Below are 18,503 nucleotides of genomic sequence, written 5' to 3' on the forward strand. Positions count from 1 at the left end.
GCTTCTAATTTTGTTTTTTGTAAATATTTAGACATAAGAAAACCCCCGAATTGGAATCTTTGTCCAATTCTGGGGGTTAACTTCATTTCTGGGTGGTTTTTTTTGATGTAAACTTAATTATAATTAAGTTGAAAAGTGTATGTATAAAGCAGATAATTGAATTAAGTATTTTAAATTTAAGAAGGAAAATAATTATGAATATTAGTTATGAGAAAGATTGGCGTGCCATAGTACCTACACTGTGTTGGAGTTGGATTACTGCTTTTATTTTAGCTATTCCAAAATTAATTGATATTTACACTACAGATTATTATTTAGACAATCAAGCTGGAGTAGTTGTTTATAAACATGGTTTGATTAATAAAAGACAAGAAAACATTGACCTTTATCGTATTAAAAACATTTCTTCAAGAGAAAACATATTTAGTGGAGGCTATATCTATGTTACATTTACCGACAGAACGGTGAAAACACTCCCATATATAAGAAATGCAAATGAGGTTTCTATTCGTCTGAGAAACATTGCTAATACAAAGCGTGTTGAGCAGGGAGTAAAACCAATTGAAATTTTAAAATAATAAAGGGCAATTTAGGAAATTGCTCTTTATTATTTTTATGCCGTGTGAATGCCGTGCGGAACAATAATAAAAGCTTGTAATATCTGATATTACAAGCTTTTTAACTTAACTTAAGGAGAGTACAGGATTTGAACCTGCGCGCCAAGGAAAAACTTGGTTCGCCGGATTTCGAGTCCGGTGCATTACCACTCTGCCAACTCTCCGTAACGAATAACATTATACCTTATCTAAAATTTTTTTCAACTTGTTGTTTATCCATAAAACTGGGTAATAGTCAGTATTCTGCATTTTTAATTATCGTGTAATGAAAAAGATAATGTTGTAAAAAATAATAATAAATGTTAAGCTACAAATTAATTTAAAATTAACTTAATTAATATTTTATTTAGACAGCTTGCAGAAAAGGGTGTAGCAATGGACGGTTACCTAACTAAAAAAGCAGCAATTAAAGAAACACTTCCTACTATATTTGGCTACATTGGTATCAGTGTAGCTTTTGGAATTATCGGTAAAGCAAGTGGCTTTTCTACCATCGAAGTATCTTTAATGTCACTTATTATTTACGCTGGATCGGTTCAGCTGACAACTCTCAATATGCTGGTTGCCGGCAGCCCTATAGCCTCAATTGTATTAGCGGCTTTTTTAGTTAATTCACGAGTAATCCTGATGAGCACAACTGTCGCAGGCTATTTAAAACAAGAAAATTTAAAAAGAAATATTTTGATTGGAACTTTCCTCACCGATGAGAGTTTTGCTCTTAGTATGAATAAAATAAATTACACCAATGGTAAATTAAACTTTACCTGGTTTAATACTGTCAATATTATTTCCTATTTGACTTGGCAAGCTGGAACACTTCTCGGTGCTATATTAGGCGGCTTTATTACAGATCCTAAAAAGTTAGGACTGGATTTTGCCATTGTAGCGATGTTTATCGGACTACTTTATTTGCAGGTGCTGGGTGACAAAAATCTTAATAAGATATTACAGATAATTGTAATATTAATATCTTTTGCGCTGACCTACTTATTGACAATTGTTTTGCCCGCTAATTTAGTAGTAATAGTTGTTACTTTGATCGGCTGCAGTTTAGGAATGGTGCTCAAACATGTCTTCTTCTAAATATATTTTAATAACGATAGCTTTTTGCGGAGTGACCACTTTGCTTTCAAGAGTGATACCATTTGTTTTATTGAAAAAATTCTCATTGCCACCAAGGTTGGTTGAATTTCTATCTTTTGTTCCCATAGTAATTATGGCTGCACTCTGGTTCAGTAATTTAATTATCGCTAGGCCAGGTCACTTGCCTGAATTTAATTGGCAGTATGTTCTGGCATCCCTGCCAACCTTTGTGGCTGCAGTCATTAGTAAGTCTCTATTAGTCATTGTGATAGTGGGAATGATTTCCCTAGCGGTTCTGCGTTTAATTTAAAAACAGATTATAAGACTATATGATCCCCGAAATTAAGACAATTTCGGAGGCCATATTTTTAATTCTAAATTAGCTAATAAGATAAGATTGAAATTCATGAAAATCCCACTCTTATTCCTTTAAGTCTCCAATTGTCTTGAGGTAGGTTTTGATTTTTTGTTCTACAAACTCAATATTATCTTCAATTTTCTTTTCTTCTTCATGTAGATTATCTAATTGATTAAATAATAAAACTAATCTTTCGGGGATAGTTTGATCGCCCGCATAACGTAATTTGGCATATTTTTGCATTTCTCTAATGCTCATGCCTGTCTTTTTTAAGCGTGAGATAAAACTGATCCAAGCTACATCTTTTTCGCTATAAACCCGGCGATTGTTCTCATCTCGCTTCGGGAAAAGTAATTTTTGCTTTTCATAATAGCGTAATGTGTCAATTGAAAAACCACTAAGTTCTGAAAATTGACCAATTGAATACTTCATCTAATTTCCTTTCAAAAATAATTTTGACTTCAATAAATAGTATATCGTCATATTTTATTACTTCAAAATTTTTTGAAAAGTAGTTGACATGGACTATACTCCAGCAATTATTCTGAAACTTGTTAAATATTAGAAAACAAAATGAAAAGGAGAAAACTATGACAAACGATGAACGCTATCAAAAGGGTCTGGAAAATTTAGAGAAAGTGGACAGGGAAGGAGGGCAGTCAGTTATTGATTCACTTTCTGGCTTATCAGAAGATGTGGGCCGCTATATTATTGAATTTGCTTTCGGTGACATCTATGACCGGAAAGTTTTAGATTTGAAGCAAAGAGAAATGATTACTATCACAACTTTGTTGACGCAAGGTGACACTGAACCACAATTGAATGTTCATATTAATGGTGCCTTAAATGTTGGCTTAACTCCTGAAGAGGTAATTGAAACCTTTATTCAAACGATTCCCTATGTTGGATTTCCTAAAGTCCTGAATGCGATTACTGTTGCAAAACAAGTATTTAAAGACCGCGGAATTGATTTCACTAAGTCTCATAAGAGTGAATAAAGTTATGATAAAAACTAGTTGCTGTTAACAAGTATGCTAGTTTTTTAATTTCATGCTTTTAAAATGTTAGCGAATGTGCTTTTTTAGCATTAAAGGCCAGAATATTTGAATTTAGGTTAATTAATATTTTGTATTAATGATTAAAGAAAGTGTTATATGGGAAGTTCATTATCAAAACGTGCTGCTGTGTCTGATACTATTCCAACTGTTTGTGGTTATCTGGGAATTGCAACTGCTTTTGGCGTGATCGGTCGAGCCACTGGTTTTTCGACTATTACTGTAATTTTAATGTCGCTTATTATGTACGCTGGCTCGGCAGAATTTACTACTGTTAGTATGCTGGCGGTGGGTAGTCCAATAGGTTCAATTATTTTTGCCGCATTTATGGTCAACTCAAGAATGATTTTAATGAGTACGACTGTTGTGCCCTATTTTAAAAAAGATAGTTTGGGTAAGGGCGTTTTAATTGGTACGCTTTTAACTGATGAAAGCTTTGCTTTAGCTATGAATAAAATTAATTATACAAACGGTAAAATGAATTTTACCTGGTTTAATACCGAAAATATCATTTCTTATGCAGCCTGGGTTAGTGCAACAATGATCGGTGCGGTGCTGGGCAATTTTATTAAAAATCCCCAAAAATTAGGACTAGATTTTGCAAATGTGGCAATGTTTATTGGGTTATTATATTTGCAAATAAAGGGTGATAAAAATCTAAATAAGCTGCTGCAAGCAATAGTAGTTTTATTGACATTGGCGTTAACATACGGTTTAACGATATTTTTGCCCGCCAATTTAGTTATTATTGTTGTTACGCTTATCGGATGTACATTAGGGATGGTAATAAAACGTGTCTTCTTCTAACTATATATATTTAACAATTATCGGTTGTGGAATTGCAACTTGGTTATCCCGGGTACTGCCTTTTTTTCTATTAAAAAAATTTTCTTTACCAAAAGTGGTAATTGAGTTTTTATCATTTGTGCCAATTGTCATAATGTCAACTATGTGGTTTTGCAATTTATTCATAGCTCAACCAGGACAATTACCCAAGGTAAGAGTAGATTTTTTAATTGCTTCGGTACCAACTGTGGTAGCAGCAATTATTAGTAAATCTTTGCTAGTGATTGTAATTGTAGGCATAATATCTTTAACGGTTCTACGCTTAATTTAGAAAATTTAAGTTAAAAATGGTAGAATATTAATATTATAAATATTTTGGTTGGAGTTTAAGGCTTTCAAGAATTGTTCTTTGGTTTGGGTTGCCAAAGCAATTTGTGAAGGCCTTTTTTTGCTGGAGAAAGCGGTAGTGCAAATGAGATTTTTAGGTATGCTGAGCGTTATTTTATTAGCCACGCTAATTGGAGGACAATTTAGTGCCAGATTAAAATTACCGGCAGTTGTTGGTGAATTGCTGGCTGGAATAATAGTTGGTCCTGCAGTTCTTAATCTTGTGCAACCTACAGAAATTATAAAAGTATTCTCCGATATTGGTGTGATTTTTTTAATGTTTTTGGCTGGCCTTGACAGTGATCTGAAAACTTTGAAAAGGTTACTGCGTCCCAGTGTATTGGTGGCTGGATTTGGTATGATTGTACCAATTATTATTGCTTATTTCACTGGTATTCTTTTTGCATTTTCTCAAGTGGAGAGTTTATTTTTAGGTTTAACGTTTTCAGCCACTTCTGTTTCGATTTCTGTTGCTGTTTTGCAAGAAATGGGGCGCTTACAAGGAAAAGAGGGCATGACAATTTTAGGCGCAGCGGTAGCAGATGATTTGCTCTCAATAATACTTTTGAGCATTGTTAGCGGACTAACGGGTGTATCTGAACCTGGCTCAAATAAGGGTAAAGATTTAATTCTAAGCCTACTGACCCAAGCAGCATTCCTGATACTTTTAGTTTTTGTTAGTGTTTACGTTATACCCCGTTTGATAAATTTAAGTCAGCGTCTGACACTGCCGGTCCCGGAGACATTAGTGGCAATGATTATTGTAGTATTGGCTTCTTGGGGGGCTGAGAAGGTAGGTCTTAGTAACGTGATTGGAGCCTTTTTTGCCGGACTGGCATTGAATCGTACTTCAGCGCAAAAAACTCTCAAAAAGAATTTTACGGTAATTGGCTACAGCAGCTTTATTCCCATCTTTTTTGTTAGTATTGGCTTAAACATGAGTATTAAAGGTATTTTAAATGACTTTATTTTGTTTTTTGTCTTAGTAATTGGCAGTGTTTTTTCCAAATTGGTGGGAGCTGGTTTAGGAGCCAAAATTGCTGGTTTTAGTAATTCTAGTTCTTTAATAGTTGGAACCGGAATGGTTTCGCGCGGTGAAATGGCTCTTGTGGTTGCGCAAATGGGCTTAACCAACCATTTACTTGCACCTGCGGCTTATTCAACTGTAATCGGAGCAATCATTATGACCACTGTAGTCTCGCCTTTTCTCCTAAAATGGTCAATATCAAAAATGGCTCAGAAGTAATGAAACTCCAAAATACCAATTACTAAGGCCATAATCATTTGCCTGGCCATCTAGTCAAATCTCTTAAAATTGCTTAAAAGTTATGATAATATGGAAAACATATTTTTTAATGTTAAATTTAAGCAGAAGGTAGGAAGGTCGAATGAAAATTCAGCCAGGAGCTGAAATATTTAAATTAAGATGGTATATTCAGCAAATGCGGGGTTGGAGCTTTAAAACCTATTTATTATTAATGTTGGGAATAGGCATTATCATTGGTGCTACTGTGGCATCGCCCATCAGTCAAATTTCTTTGTTAACGATGATTGCTGCTATTCTGGGCTTTACGTGCACCCTTGCTATCACTAACGCTAGGCAAATTAACGGCATCTTGGGTTTAGTTTCCGCTGCAATTTATATTATAATTTCTGTCTATGCGAAAAATTACGCTAATGTGATTTTGCAAACTATTTATATTTTGTTATTAGATCTGCCAGTCTTAATGTTATCGTCATGGTCTAAAGATACGGAAAAACATATTCATGGGTTGACGCTGAAAAAATGGCTTATGACAGTTAGCTTTTTTACTATAGTTTTAGCTTTACTTTATCTGTTGGACACTAAAATTTTTATTAGTCCACGTCCTGTAATTGATGCAACTGCGGGTGCAATAGGGATTACCGGCTCGCTTCTTTGTATGTTGCATTTTCGCGAGCAGTATTACTTTTGGACTGTGCAAGGAATTTTTTCAATTATTTTATGGGGAGTTACTGCCTTTCAAGGTGACGCTAATCTTACATTATTTTTAACGTATATTTTGTATTTAACCAATGATTTACTTGCTTTTACTGATAAGCATGTCCACTGGTTTCATTAACAAAAAAGAAGTCTTTTGTGCACAAGACTTCTTTTATTTTTCCAAATGTTCTTTCACAATTTTACTTAAGATTTTAGTTGCACCCTTACCGGCCTTATCATCGTAATAATATTGATAGCGCGTATCATTATCATAGGCATTAACAATACCCAAGTGAATTTTAGTAGAATAATTTGGCATGATGATCTGCAGCCATTTTTGGTGATTTTTAAAAATAGCAGCACTTAAAACTTTTTCTTGCTTGGGATCATTAACAACTGCTTGTAAATCTCGTACAAGATCGGCTTCTGTTTCTTTCATTTTATGATATTTTTCTTCAGTTAGTTGATTTGTTTTAGCCATGTTTCCCTCCAACGAATTATTCAGATACTTAAATTACTATAGCAACAAAATAGGTAAAAATCACATAAAAATACGTAGATTTAATTCCAGATAATTGGTAAAGCTAAGCAGATGCTAAGAAATCCGCTAAATAAAGCGCTATAATAAAGAGAGAGGCGAATTAATGATTACTTTTGTTTGGGCAGAAGATCAAAAACACCAAATTGGTATAGATGGACATTTACCTTGGAAATTGCCTGCAGATCTACACCACTTTAAAAAAATTACTTATGGACATCCAATTATCATGGGTCGCAAAACTTTCGTGAGCTTGCCTCATCTTTTACCTGGGCGCAAACACGTTGTTTTGACGACCAGCTTAACATTAAAAAATAAATATCGTGATAATAACCAGGTTTCAATTATTAAATCTGTCAAAGAATTACAGGACTGGATCAAGGAGCATAAACAGCAAAACCTCTGTGTGATAGGTGGTAATTCGGTTTTTAACGCTTTAAAAAATCAGGTAGATTGTTTAGAAAAAACTGAAATAATAGCAACTTTTAAAGCTGATGTCACAATGACGAAAATTAATTATGATGACTTCATTTTAGTCAAAAAAGAATTTCATCAGCCTGACAACGTTAATCTTTATCCTTATAAATTTCTAACATATATGAGAAAGGAGAAATAACATGAAACAAGTTATTACTTCAACGATCACTTTTATAATCTGTATTATGATCTTAATTAGCAGCTTTTTTCTGGCAGAAAACTTAAATCATAACTATTGGTGGCAAGTAATTGGCATGGCCATTGTCACTTTTGCTGTTGGACAATATTTTTTCGCAATAATAAAATCATACCAATCGACCAAAAAATAATTTATTTTTTTGGTTGACAGAATATTTTTTCAATGTTAAATTAATAAACAATTAAATAATTAATACATCTTGAAAAGCAGAGTAGCTAAGTTTTTGTTAATAAAGAGAGCTGACGTTTGGTGAGAGTCAGTTAACAAGACCTAGTGAACATGGGCTTGAAATGATGACTGCTGGTGATATTTAGCTAGTGGCGGAATTGCATCCGTTATAATTGCAAGCTATTGTTAGATAGCTGTTGAGGTTTATTACGTGAGTAATAGACAAATTAAAGGTGGTAACACGAAGCACTCGTCCTTATTTGAGGAAGAGTGCTTTTTTTATTGAAAAATTGGGAGGTTTTTCTGATGACAAAAAAGAGTCGCAATATAATTATCGGAGTGATTGCAGCAATTATAATTATTGCTGTCGGTTGGTTTAGTTTTGGTAAAAAAAGTGGTGACCAAAAGAGCAATCACGTTGTTACTGTGGGTATTGTTAGTGAAACAAAGCCAAAACAAGTTATTTGGAACAAAGCTGCAAAATTGGCTAAAGAAAAATATGGAGTAACGATTAAGATCAAGAACTTTACCGATTACAATCAACCTAACAAGGCAGTTAAAAGTGGGGATATCGACCTTAATTCATTTCAACACTATGCATTTTTGAAAGCGTGGAACAAAGCAAATCACGGTGGTGTAGTTGCAATTGGTCGAACTGAAATTAACCCTATTAGACTATATTCTAAGAAGTACCACAAACTCAGTGATATTCCAAAGGGTGCAACCATAGCTGTGCCAAATGATGCAAGTAATGAATCTCGTGCACTCTTTGTTCTCAAAAATGCTGGTCTGATTAAGTTACGTAAAGGTAAAATTTTAGTTTCTGCTGCAGACGTAATTAAAACTTCTAAGAACATCAAAGTTAAAGAAGTTAGTGCTGATCAATGTGGTCGAGTAATTAATTCTGTTGATGCCGCTGTGGTTAACAATGACTTTGCCGGTCCTGCAGGTTTAGGTAAGAAGCAGACAATTTTTGTTGAGCCTGTTAACAAAGATTCTCTGCAATGGGTAAACATCATTTGTGCAAAGAAAGGTCAGGAAAAGAATAAAGATTACCAGGCAGTGGTAAAAGCATATCAAACAGCTGAAACTAAGCGTCTAGACAAAAAATATTATGGCGATATGACTAAACCTGCTTGGGACGTTAAGTTTTAATGATCGGAGAAGATTGTAAATGGGTATTATTGATTTAGAACACGTTAGTGTGGATTTCCCTAGTAAAAAAGGCAAAATTGTTCAGGCTGTTCATAATGTTAGCTTAACAGTTGAAAAGGGTGATATCTATGGCATTGTAGGCTTTTCCGGAGCAGGTAAGTCTACACTAGTTAGAACAGTCAACCTTTTACAAAAACCAACTGCAGGCAATATTAAGGTAAATGGTACTGACTTTGTCAAAGATGGTAAGCAAGTAATTGCTAATAAGGATTTACAACTAGCTCGCAGAAAGATCGGCATGATTTTTCAAAATTTCAACCTATTAAACGAAATTAGCGTAGTTGATAACGTGTCTTTTGCCCTGAAACATTCTGGATTGAAAGAAAAAGAAATTAAAGAAAAGTCATTAAAATTGTTGGACCTGGTGGATTTAAAAGATAAAGCAAATTCATACCCAGCTCAACTTTCTGGGGGTCAGCAGCAAAGAGTTGCTATTGCCAGGGCTCTAGCAAACGAACCAGATATATTGATTTCTGATGAAGCTACGAGTGCACTCGATCCTCAAAATACATTGCAAATTTTAACTTTATTAAAGAAGTTACAAAAAGATCTTAACCTAACCATCGTACTGATCACACATGAAATGGCTGCAGTCAAAAAAATCTGTAACAAAGTAGCGCTAATGCAATCTGGTCAGGTGATCGAAAATGGCAATCTCCGTGAAGTAGTCTTGCATCCGCAAAAAGATTTAACTAAGAGTTTTGTTGGTGGATCTTTGGAAGTTATTAATACTCTAAGGTCTCTTAAGATTAATAAATTAGATAACGATAATGAAGCTATTTATCAACTTGTTTATAGTATGGCTAACGTTACTAAAACTATTATTATTGATTTATACCGTAAAGTCGGGGTTGAAGCTAGTATGCTATATGGTAACGTAGAACTGCTTGATGATGAGCCAATTGGAACTCTGCTTGTTCAAGTTAAAGGTGATAAGACAAAACAGCAAGAAACAGTAGATTATTTGAGAAAAGAAAAAGTCGCTGTTACTCGTTTGAACGAAAAGGGGGATCTTTATGAGTAGTTGGTTTAGCAGAGTTTTTCCCAATGTTGTGCAACTGGGCTGGCTAGGTGATACTGGCTGGGGAACCAGCATTTTTCAAACATTATATATGACTTTTTGGTCCGGAATATTTGGGGGAATTTTAGGTTTAATTTTCGGTGTAATTTTGGTTCTGACCAAAAGTGATGGAATAAGACCTAATAAATTCTGGTTCAATGTTTGCGATAAAATAGTTTCAATTTTTCGTGCTATTCCGTTTATTATCTTGCTAGCGTTTATAGCACCAGTTACTCAAAAAATTGTCGGAACTCAGATAGGTATAAAAGCGGCTCTGGTTCCATTAACATTGGGCGTTTTTCCTTTTTATGCCCGTCAAGTTCAAGTGGCTTTAGAAAGCGTTGATCACGGTAAAATTGAGGCAGCACAGAGCTTGGGTGCAACGATTTGGGATATTATTTTTAGTGTTTATTTAAATGAAGCGAGATCAGAACTTGCTCGTGTTTCTACCGTTACAATTATTAGTTTAATTGGTTTAACTGCAATGGCTGGAGCCATTGGTGCAGGCGGCTTGGGTAATACAGCAATTTCATATGGATACAATCGCTTTAACAATGATGTCACACTTGTAGCAACAGTGCTGGTTATCATTTTGATATTTATCATTCAAGTGATCGGTGACTTTTTCGCTAAGAAGTTAAATCATCAAAGTCGCTAAAAAATATAAAAAAATAAAAACAACGAGGTAAACTCGTTGTTTTTTTCGTATTTAAATATAGAGCTATTTAACTGCATCTTTCAAAGCTTTACCAGGTTTAAACGCAGGAACCTTAGTTGCAGGAATAGTTAAAGTTTCGCCAGTTTGTGGGTTTCTACCTTTTCTAGCTGCACGATTACGTACTTCAAAAGAACCAAAACCTATAATTTGTACTTTTTCACCTTTAGCCAAGTTATCCTTGATTGATCCGATTAAAGCATCGATGACTTTTTCTGCCACGTTTTGCTTAAGTTCTGCTCTTGCTGCAACCTCTTTAGTGAGTTCAGATTTGTTAATTGAAGCCATAATTCTTCTCTTTTCTATAAAAATTTATACTTATTCAATGCTGTTAAATAGTTCGTATTTTTCTATACTAATCCACCTAAAGCATTGTGTCGCTTGATATCCGGCAACTTTTATTATTTTAGCACAGATAATGCTACCTTCAATAGTAAAAAGCTAAATGTTAACTTAATTTTTGTTGATCTAACAAGCGGTTGACCATTTGCAGATAGTTCAAATAAAGAGGTTTGAAGCGAGAATGTTTTTCTTTTTGCCAAGGCTTGGGTTTACCGCAAAAATGCAAAATTGAAGTGTTTTTCATGACCCATTCTGTGTTAATTTCACCAGTGCTTCTAGTCAAGTAAACTGAAAAAGCTCTTGCATCATAGTTCCAACGTGTTTCAGGAATTTTGAGTATATCCTCGCCATATAAGTAGTTTAGAATATCCTGATCAGGCAAAATCAGGGTATCATGATGTTGTTCAATTGCTTGAGTGATATCTTCAATTTTGATCTTTTTTCTCATTTGGTCCAAATCCATTAACATTATTCCAGAGTTAAAGTATCCAGTTGAAGTCCCAAGTCTGATATTATTGATTGAACTCATAATATCTGTTAAACCCTCATGAACCGAAGCAGCAAACATTTTACCTTCAAGATCTAATTGCCATAATGGCACGACTGAGTTTATAACTAATATGTCCGGATCAAGGTAAATAATTCGATGTAAGTTTGCAGGCAAAATTTTACTTGAAAGTAGCCTAAAGTACATTTCCTTGGGGTAATCATGTAAGTTTAGCAATGATTTTGGAAATTTAATTTTTTTGTTCATAGTTAGGGTTGATACTTTAATTCTAATTTTTGTACCAAATTTTTTAAGTTTATTTAGAGCATGTTGATCAATATTATCGTAAATTAACCAGACATGGAACTTCTCAGTCATATTGTTCAGTCTGAGGGAATACATCATCACTTCAAGTGGTTTGATATAGTTTTGGTCAATAGTAACCAATATTTCGATCGGTTCTTTTTGAGGATTATTCATAAAGTCTTCCTTTACCAGTTTCTTGTTTATTTTCACTATTTATTAGTATAAAGCAAAACATGTTAAGATACCTCATAATATAAGTTGTAAAAATAACATAGTGTGAAAATATCATAACTAAATTTGTTGTCTTAGATTTTACCAAGGAAATTATTTATTCAAAGTAGTAGAATGTATATAAATAAAGTTTTAACAAAGAGGTATTAACATGAAGAAAAAATTATTGCTAAGTTTAACTGGAATTACTTCTTTAATATTGGGACTATCTGTTAGCAAACCAGTTGTAGCTGCAAATTCGTCAATTCAAGGACAGAATCCTGCTACAGCTAAAGAAACAAATACTGCAACTCAGAGTGACAGCAATAAGGAACAAACTAACTCAAACGAAACATCTACTACTGGCAATTCATCCAAAAATACTAATAATTTAAGTAAAGTTTTAAAGTATTTGCAAAAAAGTGTCATATTAAAAAAGCCAGCATATATTTATGATAACAAAGGCAAAAAGATAAAAAATAAAAAACTAAAAAAAGGAACAATTATATATGTTTCCGGTCTTAATACTGCTAAAGGAAACCGCTTTTTACAAATAAGTACTAAAAGTAAGAAAAAACAATATATTAAACCAGGAAATGTTAAAATTCTAAAAATTAAAGTTTATAAAGTTAAGAAAAACGCCAAAGTTTACGACAAAAAGGGTAGACTAGTGGTAATAGGAAATAAATATCCGTTTGTTAAAAAAGGAGTAAAGATTCCCGTCTATTACCTGAAGAAAATTAATGGGCAAAAATTTGCGGGAATTTCTAATACCCAATTTTTAAAATGGTCTGATTTAGTTCATAAGACTAATTAAAATTGCTTTATAATAATGGTAGTTAAAAATTTACAGAAAGAGGTACTAAAATGACTGATGCAGTTTTAAAGAGAGTAGCTATCAGGAAATATACGGCTGAAAAAGTCTCTGAAGACGACATAAAAGTATTGATTGCAGCATTTCAAGCTTCACCTTGTGGTATGCACCAAGCTGATGTGATGCAGATGACAGTGGTTGAAGATGAGAATTTGTTATCTGAAATTGAACAGGTAACAAGCAATGCTTGTTACAATGCTCCTTTATTGTTTATTATTAATGTCAAAAAAGGTAATGAATTTGGTGAGAGAGATGCTTCAGTTGCTGCAGAAAATTTGATGGTAGAGGCAGCAACACTTAACTTGGGTTCAGTTTATCTAATGAATGCAGCAAATGTGTTAAATTCTGCTAAAAGTTTAGAACAAAAGTTGGAAGTTCCAGAAGATTTTGAAACTAGTGTCATTGTGGCCTGCGGACATGCTGCAGAGCAACCAAATGATGACAGGTCAAATAGATATAAAGTTGTAAGAAAATAACTGCTTTAAAAGACTTAATATTAAAACTGTAGTCCTATTTTTAACTGATGTGGCTACAGTTTTTTTGACAAGAAAATTAAATTTATTAAAGCCAGAATGGTTTATGGCTATCTTACTTGATATAATAATTATGTAAGCGTTACATTTTTTTACTTAAGGAGCAAGTTTCATGAAAAAGATTATTAATGATCCAGCAAATGTTGTACCGGAAATGGTTGAAGGAATGGTCAGATCATATCCCCAGTATATTGCCAAGGTTAAGGATACTGAAGCTGTTATGAGAGCAGATAAAGATTCTATGACGGGAAAAGTCGGTATTGTAAGTGGCGGAGGTTCAGGTCATGAACCTACTCATGCTGGTTTTGTGGGCAAAGGAATGCTTAGTGCAGCTGTTTGCGGACAAGTTTTTACTTCCCCAACTCCAGATCAAGTATATGAGGCTATTAAGGCTGTTAATCAAGGTCAGGGCGTTTTTTTAGTAATTAAAAATTATTCAGGCGATGTGATGAATTTTGATATGGCTAAAGATATGGCTGATATGGACAATATTAAGGTCAAGTCAATTGTGGTAGATGATGATATTGCCGTCGAAAATAGTACATTTACCCAAGGAAGACGAGGAGTAGCAGGAACTTTGTTCATGCACAAGATTTTAGGAGCAATGGCTCAAAATGGTGCCAGTCTAGACGAGATTGATGCGACAGCCAAAAAGGTATTGCCTAATATTAAAACAATCGCGGTTGCTTTGTCTGCTGCTACCAATCCTGAAACAGGTAAACCCGGTTTTGTTCTCAAAGATAATGAAATTGAATACGGTATTGGTATTCACTCAGAGCCTGGATACCGGCGTGAACAGATTAAACCTGCTAAAGATTTAGTAACGGAATTAGTGGGCAAATTAAATGATGAAATGCATTTAGACCAAAATAAGAAATATGCTGTGTTGGTAAATGGTATGGGCGCTACACCATTAATGGAACAATACATTTTTAGTAATGATTTACTTAACAAACTAGCAGAGTTCAATGTCAAGCCAGCTTTCATGAAAGTGGGTAATTACATGACTTCGCTTGATATGGCAGGTATTTCACTCACAATATTTGAATTAGCTGATGACAAGTGGCTTGATTATCTCAATCAGCCAGTAGAAACAATTGCTTGGTAAAAGGAGAAGTTAATATGGGCTTAACAGTTAAAAATGTGATTGAATGGATGAATAATTTTTCTGCTAAAATTGAACAAAATAAGCAATTTTTAAGTGATCTGGATACTGCGATTGGCGATGGTGACCACGGTTTTAATATGAGCCGAGGTATGACAGCGGTTAGTCAAAAATTAAGTACTGAGCCCAAAACCATCACAGATGCTTTTAAGCAAATCGCTATGACTCTCATTTCTACAGTTGGTGGGGCCTCTGGTCCACTTTATGGAACTGCTTTCTTGGAAATGGCGAAGAAAAGCAGCACAAGTTCAGACATAGGAGACTTACTGGCTGCTGCATTGACAGGTATTAAAAAACGTGGTGGTGCTGAACCTGGTGATAAAACCATGGTTGATGTGTGGACCGCATTAGTTCCAGAAGCTAAAACCAATAAGCTAACACAGGAAAAAATCGCTTCAGCTGTAGAGGCAACCAAAGACTTAGTTGCCAAAAAAGGTCGTGCTTCATATTTAGGCGAAAGATCAAAAGGCCATGTTGATCCTGGCTCGCAATCAAGTGGGTACCTTTTTGAGGCGTTACTTGAAACAGAAGGTATCTTATGAGTTTAGGCATTACTTTAGTATCCCATGTTCCAGAGATTGTAACCGGTTTGTCTGAGCTGTTGGGACAGGTTGCAAAAGATGTGTCAATTACCACTGCGGGTGGAACTAACGCTGATGATCTTGGCACCAGTATGGACAAAATTTTGCAGGCTTTTTCTGAAAATAAAGCTGATGAAATATTGGCATTTTATGATTTAGGCAGTGCCAAAATGAATCTTGAACTAGCAACGGAAATGACATCTAAAAAGATTCATCTATATGATGTAGCCTTTATCGAAGGGGCTTATACTGCCGCTACTTTAATTGAGGCGGGGGTCGAGTTAACGGAGATAGAAGGACAGCTTAAGCCCCTAGCCCTAAAGAAATAGAATAAATACCAGATTTATATTGAGTAAAAATAACATTAAGCGTATCTTAACTTAATTTTAGCCGAAAAATTCAGAAACTCTTTTAAATCTTATGTTATAAAATAACAACAAATTGAGATTTTTTGGAAAGATAGTTTTATTTAAAGAAAGGGTTTACATAGGTAGAATTTTATAATATATTGGATCTGGGAGTAATTTACTACTAAACATTATTTTGGGTTTCAAAAGGAAGTCCAATAATCGAAGTAGGAGATTAAAAATGAATAATAGCTTAACAATGCAAGTAGTGGGAGAGTTCCTCGGAACTATTATCTTGGTGTTGCTTGGAGATGGCGTTTGTGCCGGTGTCAATTTGAATAAGTCGAAGTCAAAGGGCAGTGGCTGGATCGTTATTTCTTTTGGCTGGGGCTTTGCCGTGACGTTTGGTGTATTCTGTGTTAGCTGGCTTTGCCCGGGTCACTTTAATCCTGCAGTGTCACTAGGTATGGCAATTGCCAATAAGTTGCCATGGTCATCCGTTTTGCCTTATATGCTGGCACAAACAGCTGGAGGCTTTATCGGTGGTATCTTAGTATGGCTAACCTATTTTCCTCACTGGCAAGAAACAACTGATCAAGATGGCATTTTAGGGTCGTTTGCTACGACACCAGCTATAAGAAATTACGGTTGGAATTTCTTTACTGAGACGATTGCTACCTTTGTTTTGGTATTTGGCTTGTTGGGATTGACCAATACAAAATTAGCTCCAGGATTTAATCCATTGTTAGCTGGATTTTTGATTACAGCGATTTGTTTGTCTTTAGGAGGACCGACTGGAATCGCGATTAATCCAGCCCGTGATTTGGGACCTAGACTGGCTCACCAATTTATGCCGATTGCCAATAAAGGTGGTTCAGATTGGGCTTATAGCTGGGTTCCAATCTTTGGCCCACTTTTAGGCGGAGTAATTGCTGCATTATTGTTCAAAGTTATTGTATAAAAGAAAAGCATTAGCTTATAGTAACACCTTCAAATTTGTAAAATTTGGGGGTGTTTTTTGTATCTAATCCATTTTCCTTATCCGGTCTGATTTTATTAAAGAATAAATTTCTGGCTTAAAACAATTGCAATTAATATTGCAGAACTTTTAATGCTCATGTACTAAATATTTTTTTAATTGCTTTATTAAGCTTAATCTTCTAGCATTATTTAAATTCATTTTTATAAAAAATAGTTTATCAGCAACGATTCTCACTAGATCAGGCTATATTCTACTGAAAATTGTGTTAGGTGCTTGTTTTTTGCTGCTTTAGTTTAGTATTATTAGCATTAGATTGAATTAAAAAGGCGGTTTAAATGAATAATTGGGCTGTAATATCAACTTGGAGTATGTCGTATGACGGATTGGTGAAAGCGGCAGAGCTGTTGAAAAAGGATAAAAGTGCTGGGGATGCTGTTGAAAATTTGCTAAGAAAAGTCGAATCATATCCCCTTTATAAATCCGTGGGATATGGCGGACTTCCTAACGAAGACGGAGTTGTTCAAATGGATGCTGCATTCATGGACGGTGACACCTTGGCACAAGGTTCTGTAGCTGCAATTGAGAACGTAAAACATGCTGTTTCAGTTGCTCGAAGACTAAGCTTAAATAAGACCAACAGCTTTTTAGTCGGAGAAGGAGCGACTAAATATGCAATGCAGAATGGCTTTGAAATGACTAATATGTTGACTGAAAGGGCCAAAACTATCTGGCAGAACAAGGTAAAACAGCAACTTCAATCAGACCTGCATCCTTATGATGGTCATGATACCGTAGGAGCAATAACTCTTGATCGAAATGGTTCGCTGGCAGCTGCTACATCAACCTCCGGCTTATTTATGAAGAAAAATGGTAGAATCGGCGATTCACCTCTGTCCGGATCTGGATTTTATGCGGATAGTCACATTGGAGCTGCGACTGCAACTGGCCTAGGAGAAGACATCATGAAGGGCTGCCTTTCATACGAAATAGTCCGTAAAATGGCAGAAGGAAAGTCTCCCCAAGAAGCCTGTGATGCTACAGTTTATCCGTTTTGTAATGATTTAAAGAAGCGTTATGGTCAAGTAGGCGAAATTTCCCTCATTGCCTTGAATAAAAAAGGCGAGTGGGGTGTAGCTACTAACGTGGAGTTTCCTTTTTGTATTGCTGCTAAAAAGCAAGAACCTCAGATATTAATGGCAAATCCGGGGCTGCACAATAACACCAAAATTGAACCAATTTCTCAAGCCTGGTTAGATGACTACCAAAAGCAAATCAAAGCTCCTGTAAAGTAATCATTGTTAAAAAGAAAGTGAAGTTAGATGTTAAAAGAAGCATGTGTAGAAAATTTTACTAGTATTCCTTATGTGATTAATAAAGGTGCTGACAGAATTGAACTGAATAATAACTTAACATTAGGTGGCACCACGCCTTCTTATGGAGTTATCAAAAAAGCAGTTACTTATGCCTCTAATTTTCACATACCAGTTATTGTGATGATTAGGCCGAGGGGTGGAAATTTTTGTTATAGTGAAAGTGAAATAGAAATAATGGCCAGTGATTTAGAAATAGCAGCTAAATTAGGTGCTCAAGGAGTCACCTTTGGCTGTTTAACCTCTCAAAATCATTTGGATAAAGTAAAAATGAAGCGTCTTATTTCATTAGCCAGATCTTTAAATATTGATGTTGTCATGCACATGGCTTTTGACGCAATGCCTTTAACTGAGCAAGAAGATGGACTAAACTGGTTAGCGAATAATGGTGTTAAGAGAATTTTGACACATGGCGGAGAGTTATCAACTCCTGTTTTAAATACCATTTCTCATCTAAAAGAAATTATTAACTGGGCAAACGGCAAGATAGAAATATTACCAGGTGGTGGCATTACCGCTAAAAATAGCACTTTAATTGCTGAAAGATTGCAGGTAGACCAATTACATGGTACAAAAATTGTTGAATGAAATTAATTTTTAACATAGGTCAAAGTCTGATTACTGAGAAATAGTTGCACATCAAAATATACAGCCACTTTAAGCAATAAGACATTAGTTTTATTTG

25 protein-coding genes, 1 tRNA gene and 1 other annotated feature are annotated in these 18,503 nt (G+C 34.8%); of the genes, 21 read left to right on the top strand and 5 right to left on the bottom strand.

From position 1 onward, the window contains the following. Nucleotides 1-194 precede the first annotated feature (194 nt). Nucleotides 195-578, top strand: coding sequence for a PH domain-containing protein (locus H3R29_RS08710; RefSeq protein ID WP_198203100.1), 384 nt, complete (start codon nucleotides 195-197; stop codon nucleotides 576-578). Between the two features lie 113 nt (nucleotides 579-691). Here H3R29_RS08710 and H3R29_RS08715 read toward each other — a convergent pair. Further along, nucleotides 692-781 (bottom strand) — tRNA-Ser (locus H3R29_RS08715). Between the two features lie 211 nt (nucleotides 782-992). Here H3R29_RS08715 and H3R29_RS08720 point away from each other — a divergent pair. Together H3R29_RS08720 and H3R29_RS08725 are read left to right on the top strand one after the other, a co-directional pair. Then, complete coding sequence (locus H3R29_RS08720) at nucleotides 993-1,700, top strand: AzlC family ABC transporter permease (RefSeq protein ID WP_198203099.1); 708 nt, start codon at nucleotides 993-995, stop codon at nucleotides 1,698-1,700. Further along, nucleotides 1,687-2,010 (top strand): AzlD domain-containing protein, encoded by a 324-nt coding sequence (locus tag H3R29_RS08725; RefSeq protein ID WP_198203098.1) that lies wholly within the window; start codon nucleotides 1,687-1,689, stop codon nucleotides 2,008-2,010. Before H3R29_RS08720 ends, H3R29_RS08725 begins: the two co-directional genes overlap by 14 nt. A gap of 111 nt (nucleotides 2,011-2,121) precedes the next feature. On the opposite strand, the gene H3R29_RS08730 is transcribed toward H3R29_RS08725, so the two are convergent. Then, nucleotides 2,122-2,490 carry a MerR family transcriptional regulator gene (locus tag H3R29_RS08730; protein ID WP_046324932.1) on the bottom strand — a complete coding sequence of 123 codons (369 nt, stop codon included), beginning with the start codon at nucleotides 2,488-2,490 and terminating at the stop codon, nucleotides 2,122-2,124. A 158-nt stretch (nucleotides 2,491-2,648) separates the two neighbouring features. Between H3R29_RS08730 and H3R29_RS08735 the strand changes: the two genes are divergently transcribed. The 5 genes from H3R29_RS08735 (at nucleotide 2,649) to pnuC (ending at nucleotide 6,388) form a co-directional block, all read left to right on the top strand. Next, nucleotides 2,649-3,056: a carboxymuconolactone decarboxylase family protein gene (locus H3R29_RS08735; protein WP_198203097.1), complete on the top strand. Its 408-nt coding sequence runs from the start codon at nucleotides 2,649-2,651 to the stop codon at nucleotides 3,054-3,056. Between the two features lie 156 nt (nucleotides 3,057-3,212). Further along, entirely contained in the window at nucleotides 3,213-3,920 is a 708-nt protein-coding gene (locus H3R29_RS08740; RefSeq protein ID WP_198203096.1) for an AzlC family ABC transporter permease, read from the top strand. Beyond that, complete coding sequence (locus H3R29_RS08745; protein WP_084619550.1) at nucleotides 3,907-4,230, top strand: AzlD domain-containing protein; 324 nt, start codon at nucleotides 3,907-3,909, stop codon at nucleotides 4,228-4,230. The genes H3R29_RS08740 and H3R29_RS08745 overlap by 14 nt, the downstream gene beginning before the upstream one ends. 141 nt (nucleotides 4,231-4,371) lie before the next feature. After that, nucleotides 4,372-5,532 carry a cation:proton antiporter gene (locus H3R29_RS08750; protein WP_198203095.1) on the top strand — a complete coding sequence of 387 codons (1,161 nt, stop codon included), beginning with the start codon at nucleotides 4,372-4,374 and terminating at the stop codon, nucleotides 5,530-5,532. Between the two features lie 142 nt (nucleotides 5,533-5,674). Continuing rightward, complete coding sequence (pnuC, locus tag H3R29_RS08755; RefSeq protein WP_198203094.1) at nucleotides 5,675-6,388, top strand: nicotinamide riboside transporter PnuC; 714 nt, start codon at nucleotides 5,675-5,677, stop codon at nucleotides 6,386-6,388. A 33-nt stretch (nucleotides 6,389-6,421) separates the two neighbouring features. Here pnuC and H3R29_RS08760 read toward each other — a convergent pair whose 3' ends face one another. Continuing rightward, complete coding sequence (locus tag H3R29_RS08760) at nucleotides 6,422-6,742, bottom strand: TipAS antibiotic-recognition domain-containing protein (protein WP_255525005.1); 321 nt, start codon at nucleotides 6,740-6,742, stop codon at nucleotides 6,422-6,424. A gap of 151 nt (nucleotides 6,743-6,893) precedes the next feature. Here H3R29_RS08760 and H3R29_RS08765 point away from each other — a divergent pair, with 151 nt between their 5' ends. From H3R29_RS08765 to H3R29_RS08785, 5 genes are all read left to right on the top strand, one after another. Then, on the top strand, nucleotides 6,894-7,403 hold the full coding sequence (locus H3R29_RS08765; protein WP_174795480.1) for a dihydrofolate reductase: 510 nt from the start codon (nucleotides 6,894-6,896) through the stop codon (nucleotides 7,401-7,403). Nucleotide 7,404: 1 nt separating this feature from the next. After that, the gene (locus H3R29_RS08770) at nucleotides 7,405-7,593 is read left to right on the top strand and encodes a hypothetical protein (RefSeq protein WP_046324926.1); all 189 of its coding nucleotides are present in this window, start codon (nucleotides 7,405-7,407) and stop codon (nucleotides 7,591-7,593) included. A gap of 60 nt (nucleotides 7,594-7,653) precedes the next feature. After that, nucleotides 7,654-7,892 (top strand) — a binding site (T-box leader). Between the two features lie 42 nt (nucleotides 7,893-7,934). Next, a complete protein-coding gene (locus H3R29_RS08775; RefSeq protein WP_122026192.1) occupies nucleotides 7,935-8,786 on the top strand; it encodes a MetQ/NlpA family ABC transporter substrate-binding protein in 852 nt (283 codons plus the stop codon). Nucleotides 8,787-8,805: 19 nt separating this feature from the next. Next, nucleotides 8,806-9,870 carry a methionine ABC transporter ATP-binding protein gene (locus H3R29_RS08780; protein ID WP_046324924.1) on the top strand — a complete coding sequence of 355 codons (1,065 nt, stop codon included), beginning with the start codon at nucleotides 8,806-8,808 and terminating at the stop codon, nucleotides 9,868-9,870. Continuing rightward, nucleotides 9,863-10,564 carry a methionine ABC transporter permease gene (locus tag H3R29_RS08785; RefSeq protein WP_046324923.1) on the top strand — a complete coding sequence of 234 codons (702 nt, stop codon included), beginning with the start codon at nucleotides 9,863-9,865 and terminating at the stop codon, nucleotides 10,562-10,564. The genes H3R29_RS08780 and H3R29_RS08785 overlap by 8 nt, the downstream gene beginning before the upstream one ends. Nucleotides 10,565-10,627: 63 nt before the next feature. On the opposite strand, the gene H3R29_RS08790 is transcribed toward H3R29_RS08785, so the two are convergent. After that, nucleotides 10,628-10,909: an HU family DNA-binding protein gene (locus H3R29_RS08790; protein ID WP_046324922.1), complete on the bottom strand. Its 282-nt coding sequence runs from the start codon at nucleotides 10,907-10,909 to the stop codon at nucleotides 10,628-10,630. 160 nt (nucleotides 10,910-11,069) lie between these two features. Next, nucleotides 11,070-11,930 carry a glycosyltransferase family 8 protein gene (locus H3R29_RS08795; protein ID WP_110446158.1) on the bottom strand — a complete coding sequence of 287 codons (861 nt, stop codon included), beginning with the start codon at nucleotides 11,928-11,930 and terminating at the stop codon, nucleotides 11,070-11,072. A gap of 208 nt (nucleotides 11,931-12,138) precedes the next feature. Here H3R29_RS08795 and H3R29_RS08800 point away from each other — a divergent pair, with 208 nt between their 5' ends. The 8 genes from H3R29_RS08800 (at nucleotide 12,139) to H3R29_RS08835 (ending at nucleotide 18,406) form a co-directional block, all read left to right on the top strand. After that, on the top strand, nucleotides 12,139-12,783 hold the full coding sequence (locus H3R29_RS08800; RefSeq protein ID WP_198203093.1) for an SLAP domain-containing protein: 645 nt from the start codon (nucleotides 12,139-12,141) through the stop codon (nucleotides 12,781-12,783). A gap of 50 nt (nucleotides 12,784-12,833) precedes the next feature. Beyond that, nucleotides 12,834-13,316, top strand: a complete 483-nt coding sequence (locus H3R29_RS08805; RefSeq protein ID WP_198203092.1) for a nitroreductase family protein — start codon at nucleotides 12,834-12,836, stop codon at nucleotides 13,314-13,316. A 169-nt stretch (nucleotides 13,317-13,485) separates the two neighbouring features. After that, complete coding sequence (gene dhaK, locus H3R29_RS08810) at nucleotides 13,486-14,481, top strand: dihydroxyacetone kinase subunit DhaK (RefSeq protein WP_198203091.1); 996 nt, start codon at nucleotides 13,486-13,488, stop codon at nucleotides 14,479-14,481. Nucleotides 14,482-14,495: 14 nt separating this feature from the next. Beyond that, entirely contained in the window at nucleotides 14,496-15,080 is a 585-nt protein-coding gene (gene dhaL / locus H3R29_RS08815; RefSeq protein WP_198203090.1) for a dihydroxyacetone kinase subunit DhaL, read from the top strand. Beyond that, nucleotides 15,077-15,448 (top strand): dihydroxyacetone kinase phosphoryl donor subunit DhaM, encoded by a 372-nt coding sequence (gene dhaM / locus H3R29_RS08820; RefSeq protein WP_046324916.1) that lies wholly within the window; start codon nucleotides 15,077-15,079, stop codon nucleotides 15,446-15,448. Before dhaL ends, dhaM begins: the two co-directional genes overlap by 4 nt. A gap of 259 nt (nucleotides 15,449-15,707) precedes the next feature. Further along, nucleotides 15,708-16,427, top strand: coding sequence for an MIP/aquaporin family protein (locus tag H3R29_RS08825; protein ID WP_046324915.1), 720 nt, complete (start codon nucleotides 15,708-15,710; stop codon nucleotides 16,425-16,427). 356 nt (nucleotides 16,428-16,783) lie between these two features. Beyond that, nucleotides 16,784-17,740, top strand: a complete 957-nt coding sequence (locus H3R29_RS08830; protein ID WP_198203089.1) for a N(4)-(beta-N-acetylglucosaminyl)-L-asparaginase — start codon at nucleotides 16,784-16,786, stop codon at nucleotides 17,738-17,740. Between the two features lie 27 nt (nucleotides 17,741-17,767). Continuing rightward, complete coding sequence (locus H3R29_RS08835) at nucleotides 17,768-18,406, top strand: copper homeostasis protein CutC (protein ID WP_198203088.1); 639 nt, start codon at nucleotides 17,768-17,770, stop codon at nucleotides 18,404-18,406. The last annotated feature ends 97 nt before the right edge of the window (nucleotides 18,407-18,503 follow it).

Source organism: Lactobacillus sp. M0393 (genome assembly GCF_016102025.1).
In the GTDB taxonomy this organism is placed as follows: domain Bacteria; phylum Bacillota; class Bacilli; order Lactobacillales; family Lactobacillaceae; genus Lactobacillus; species Lactobacillus melliventris.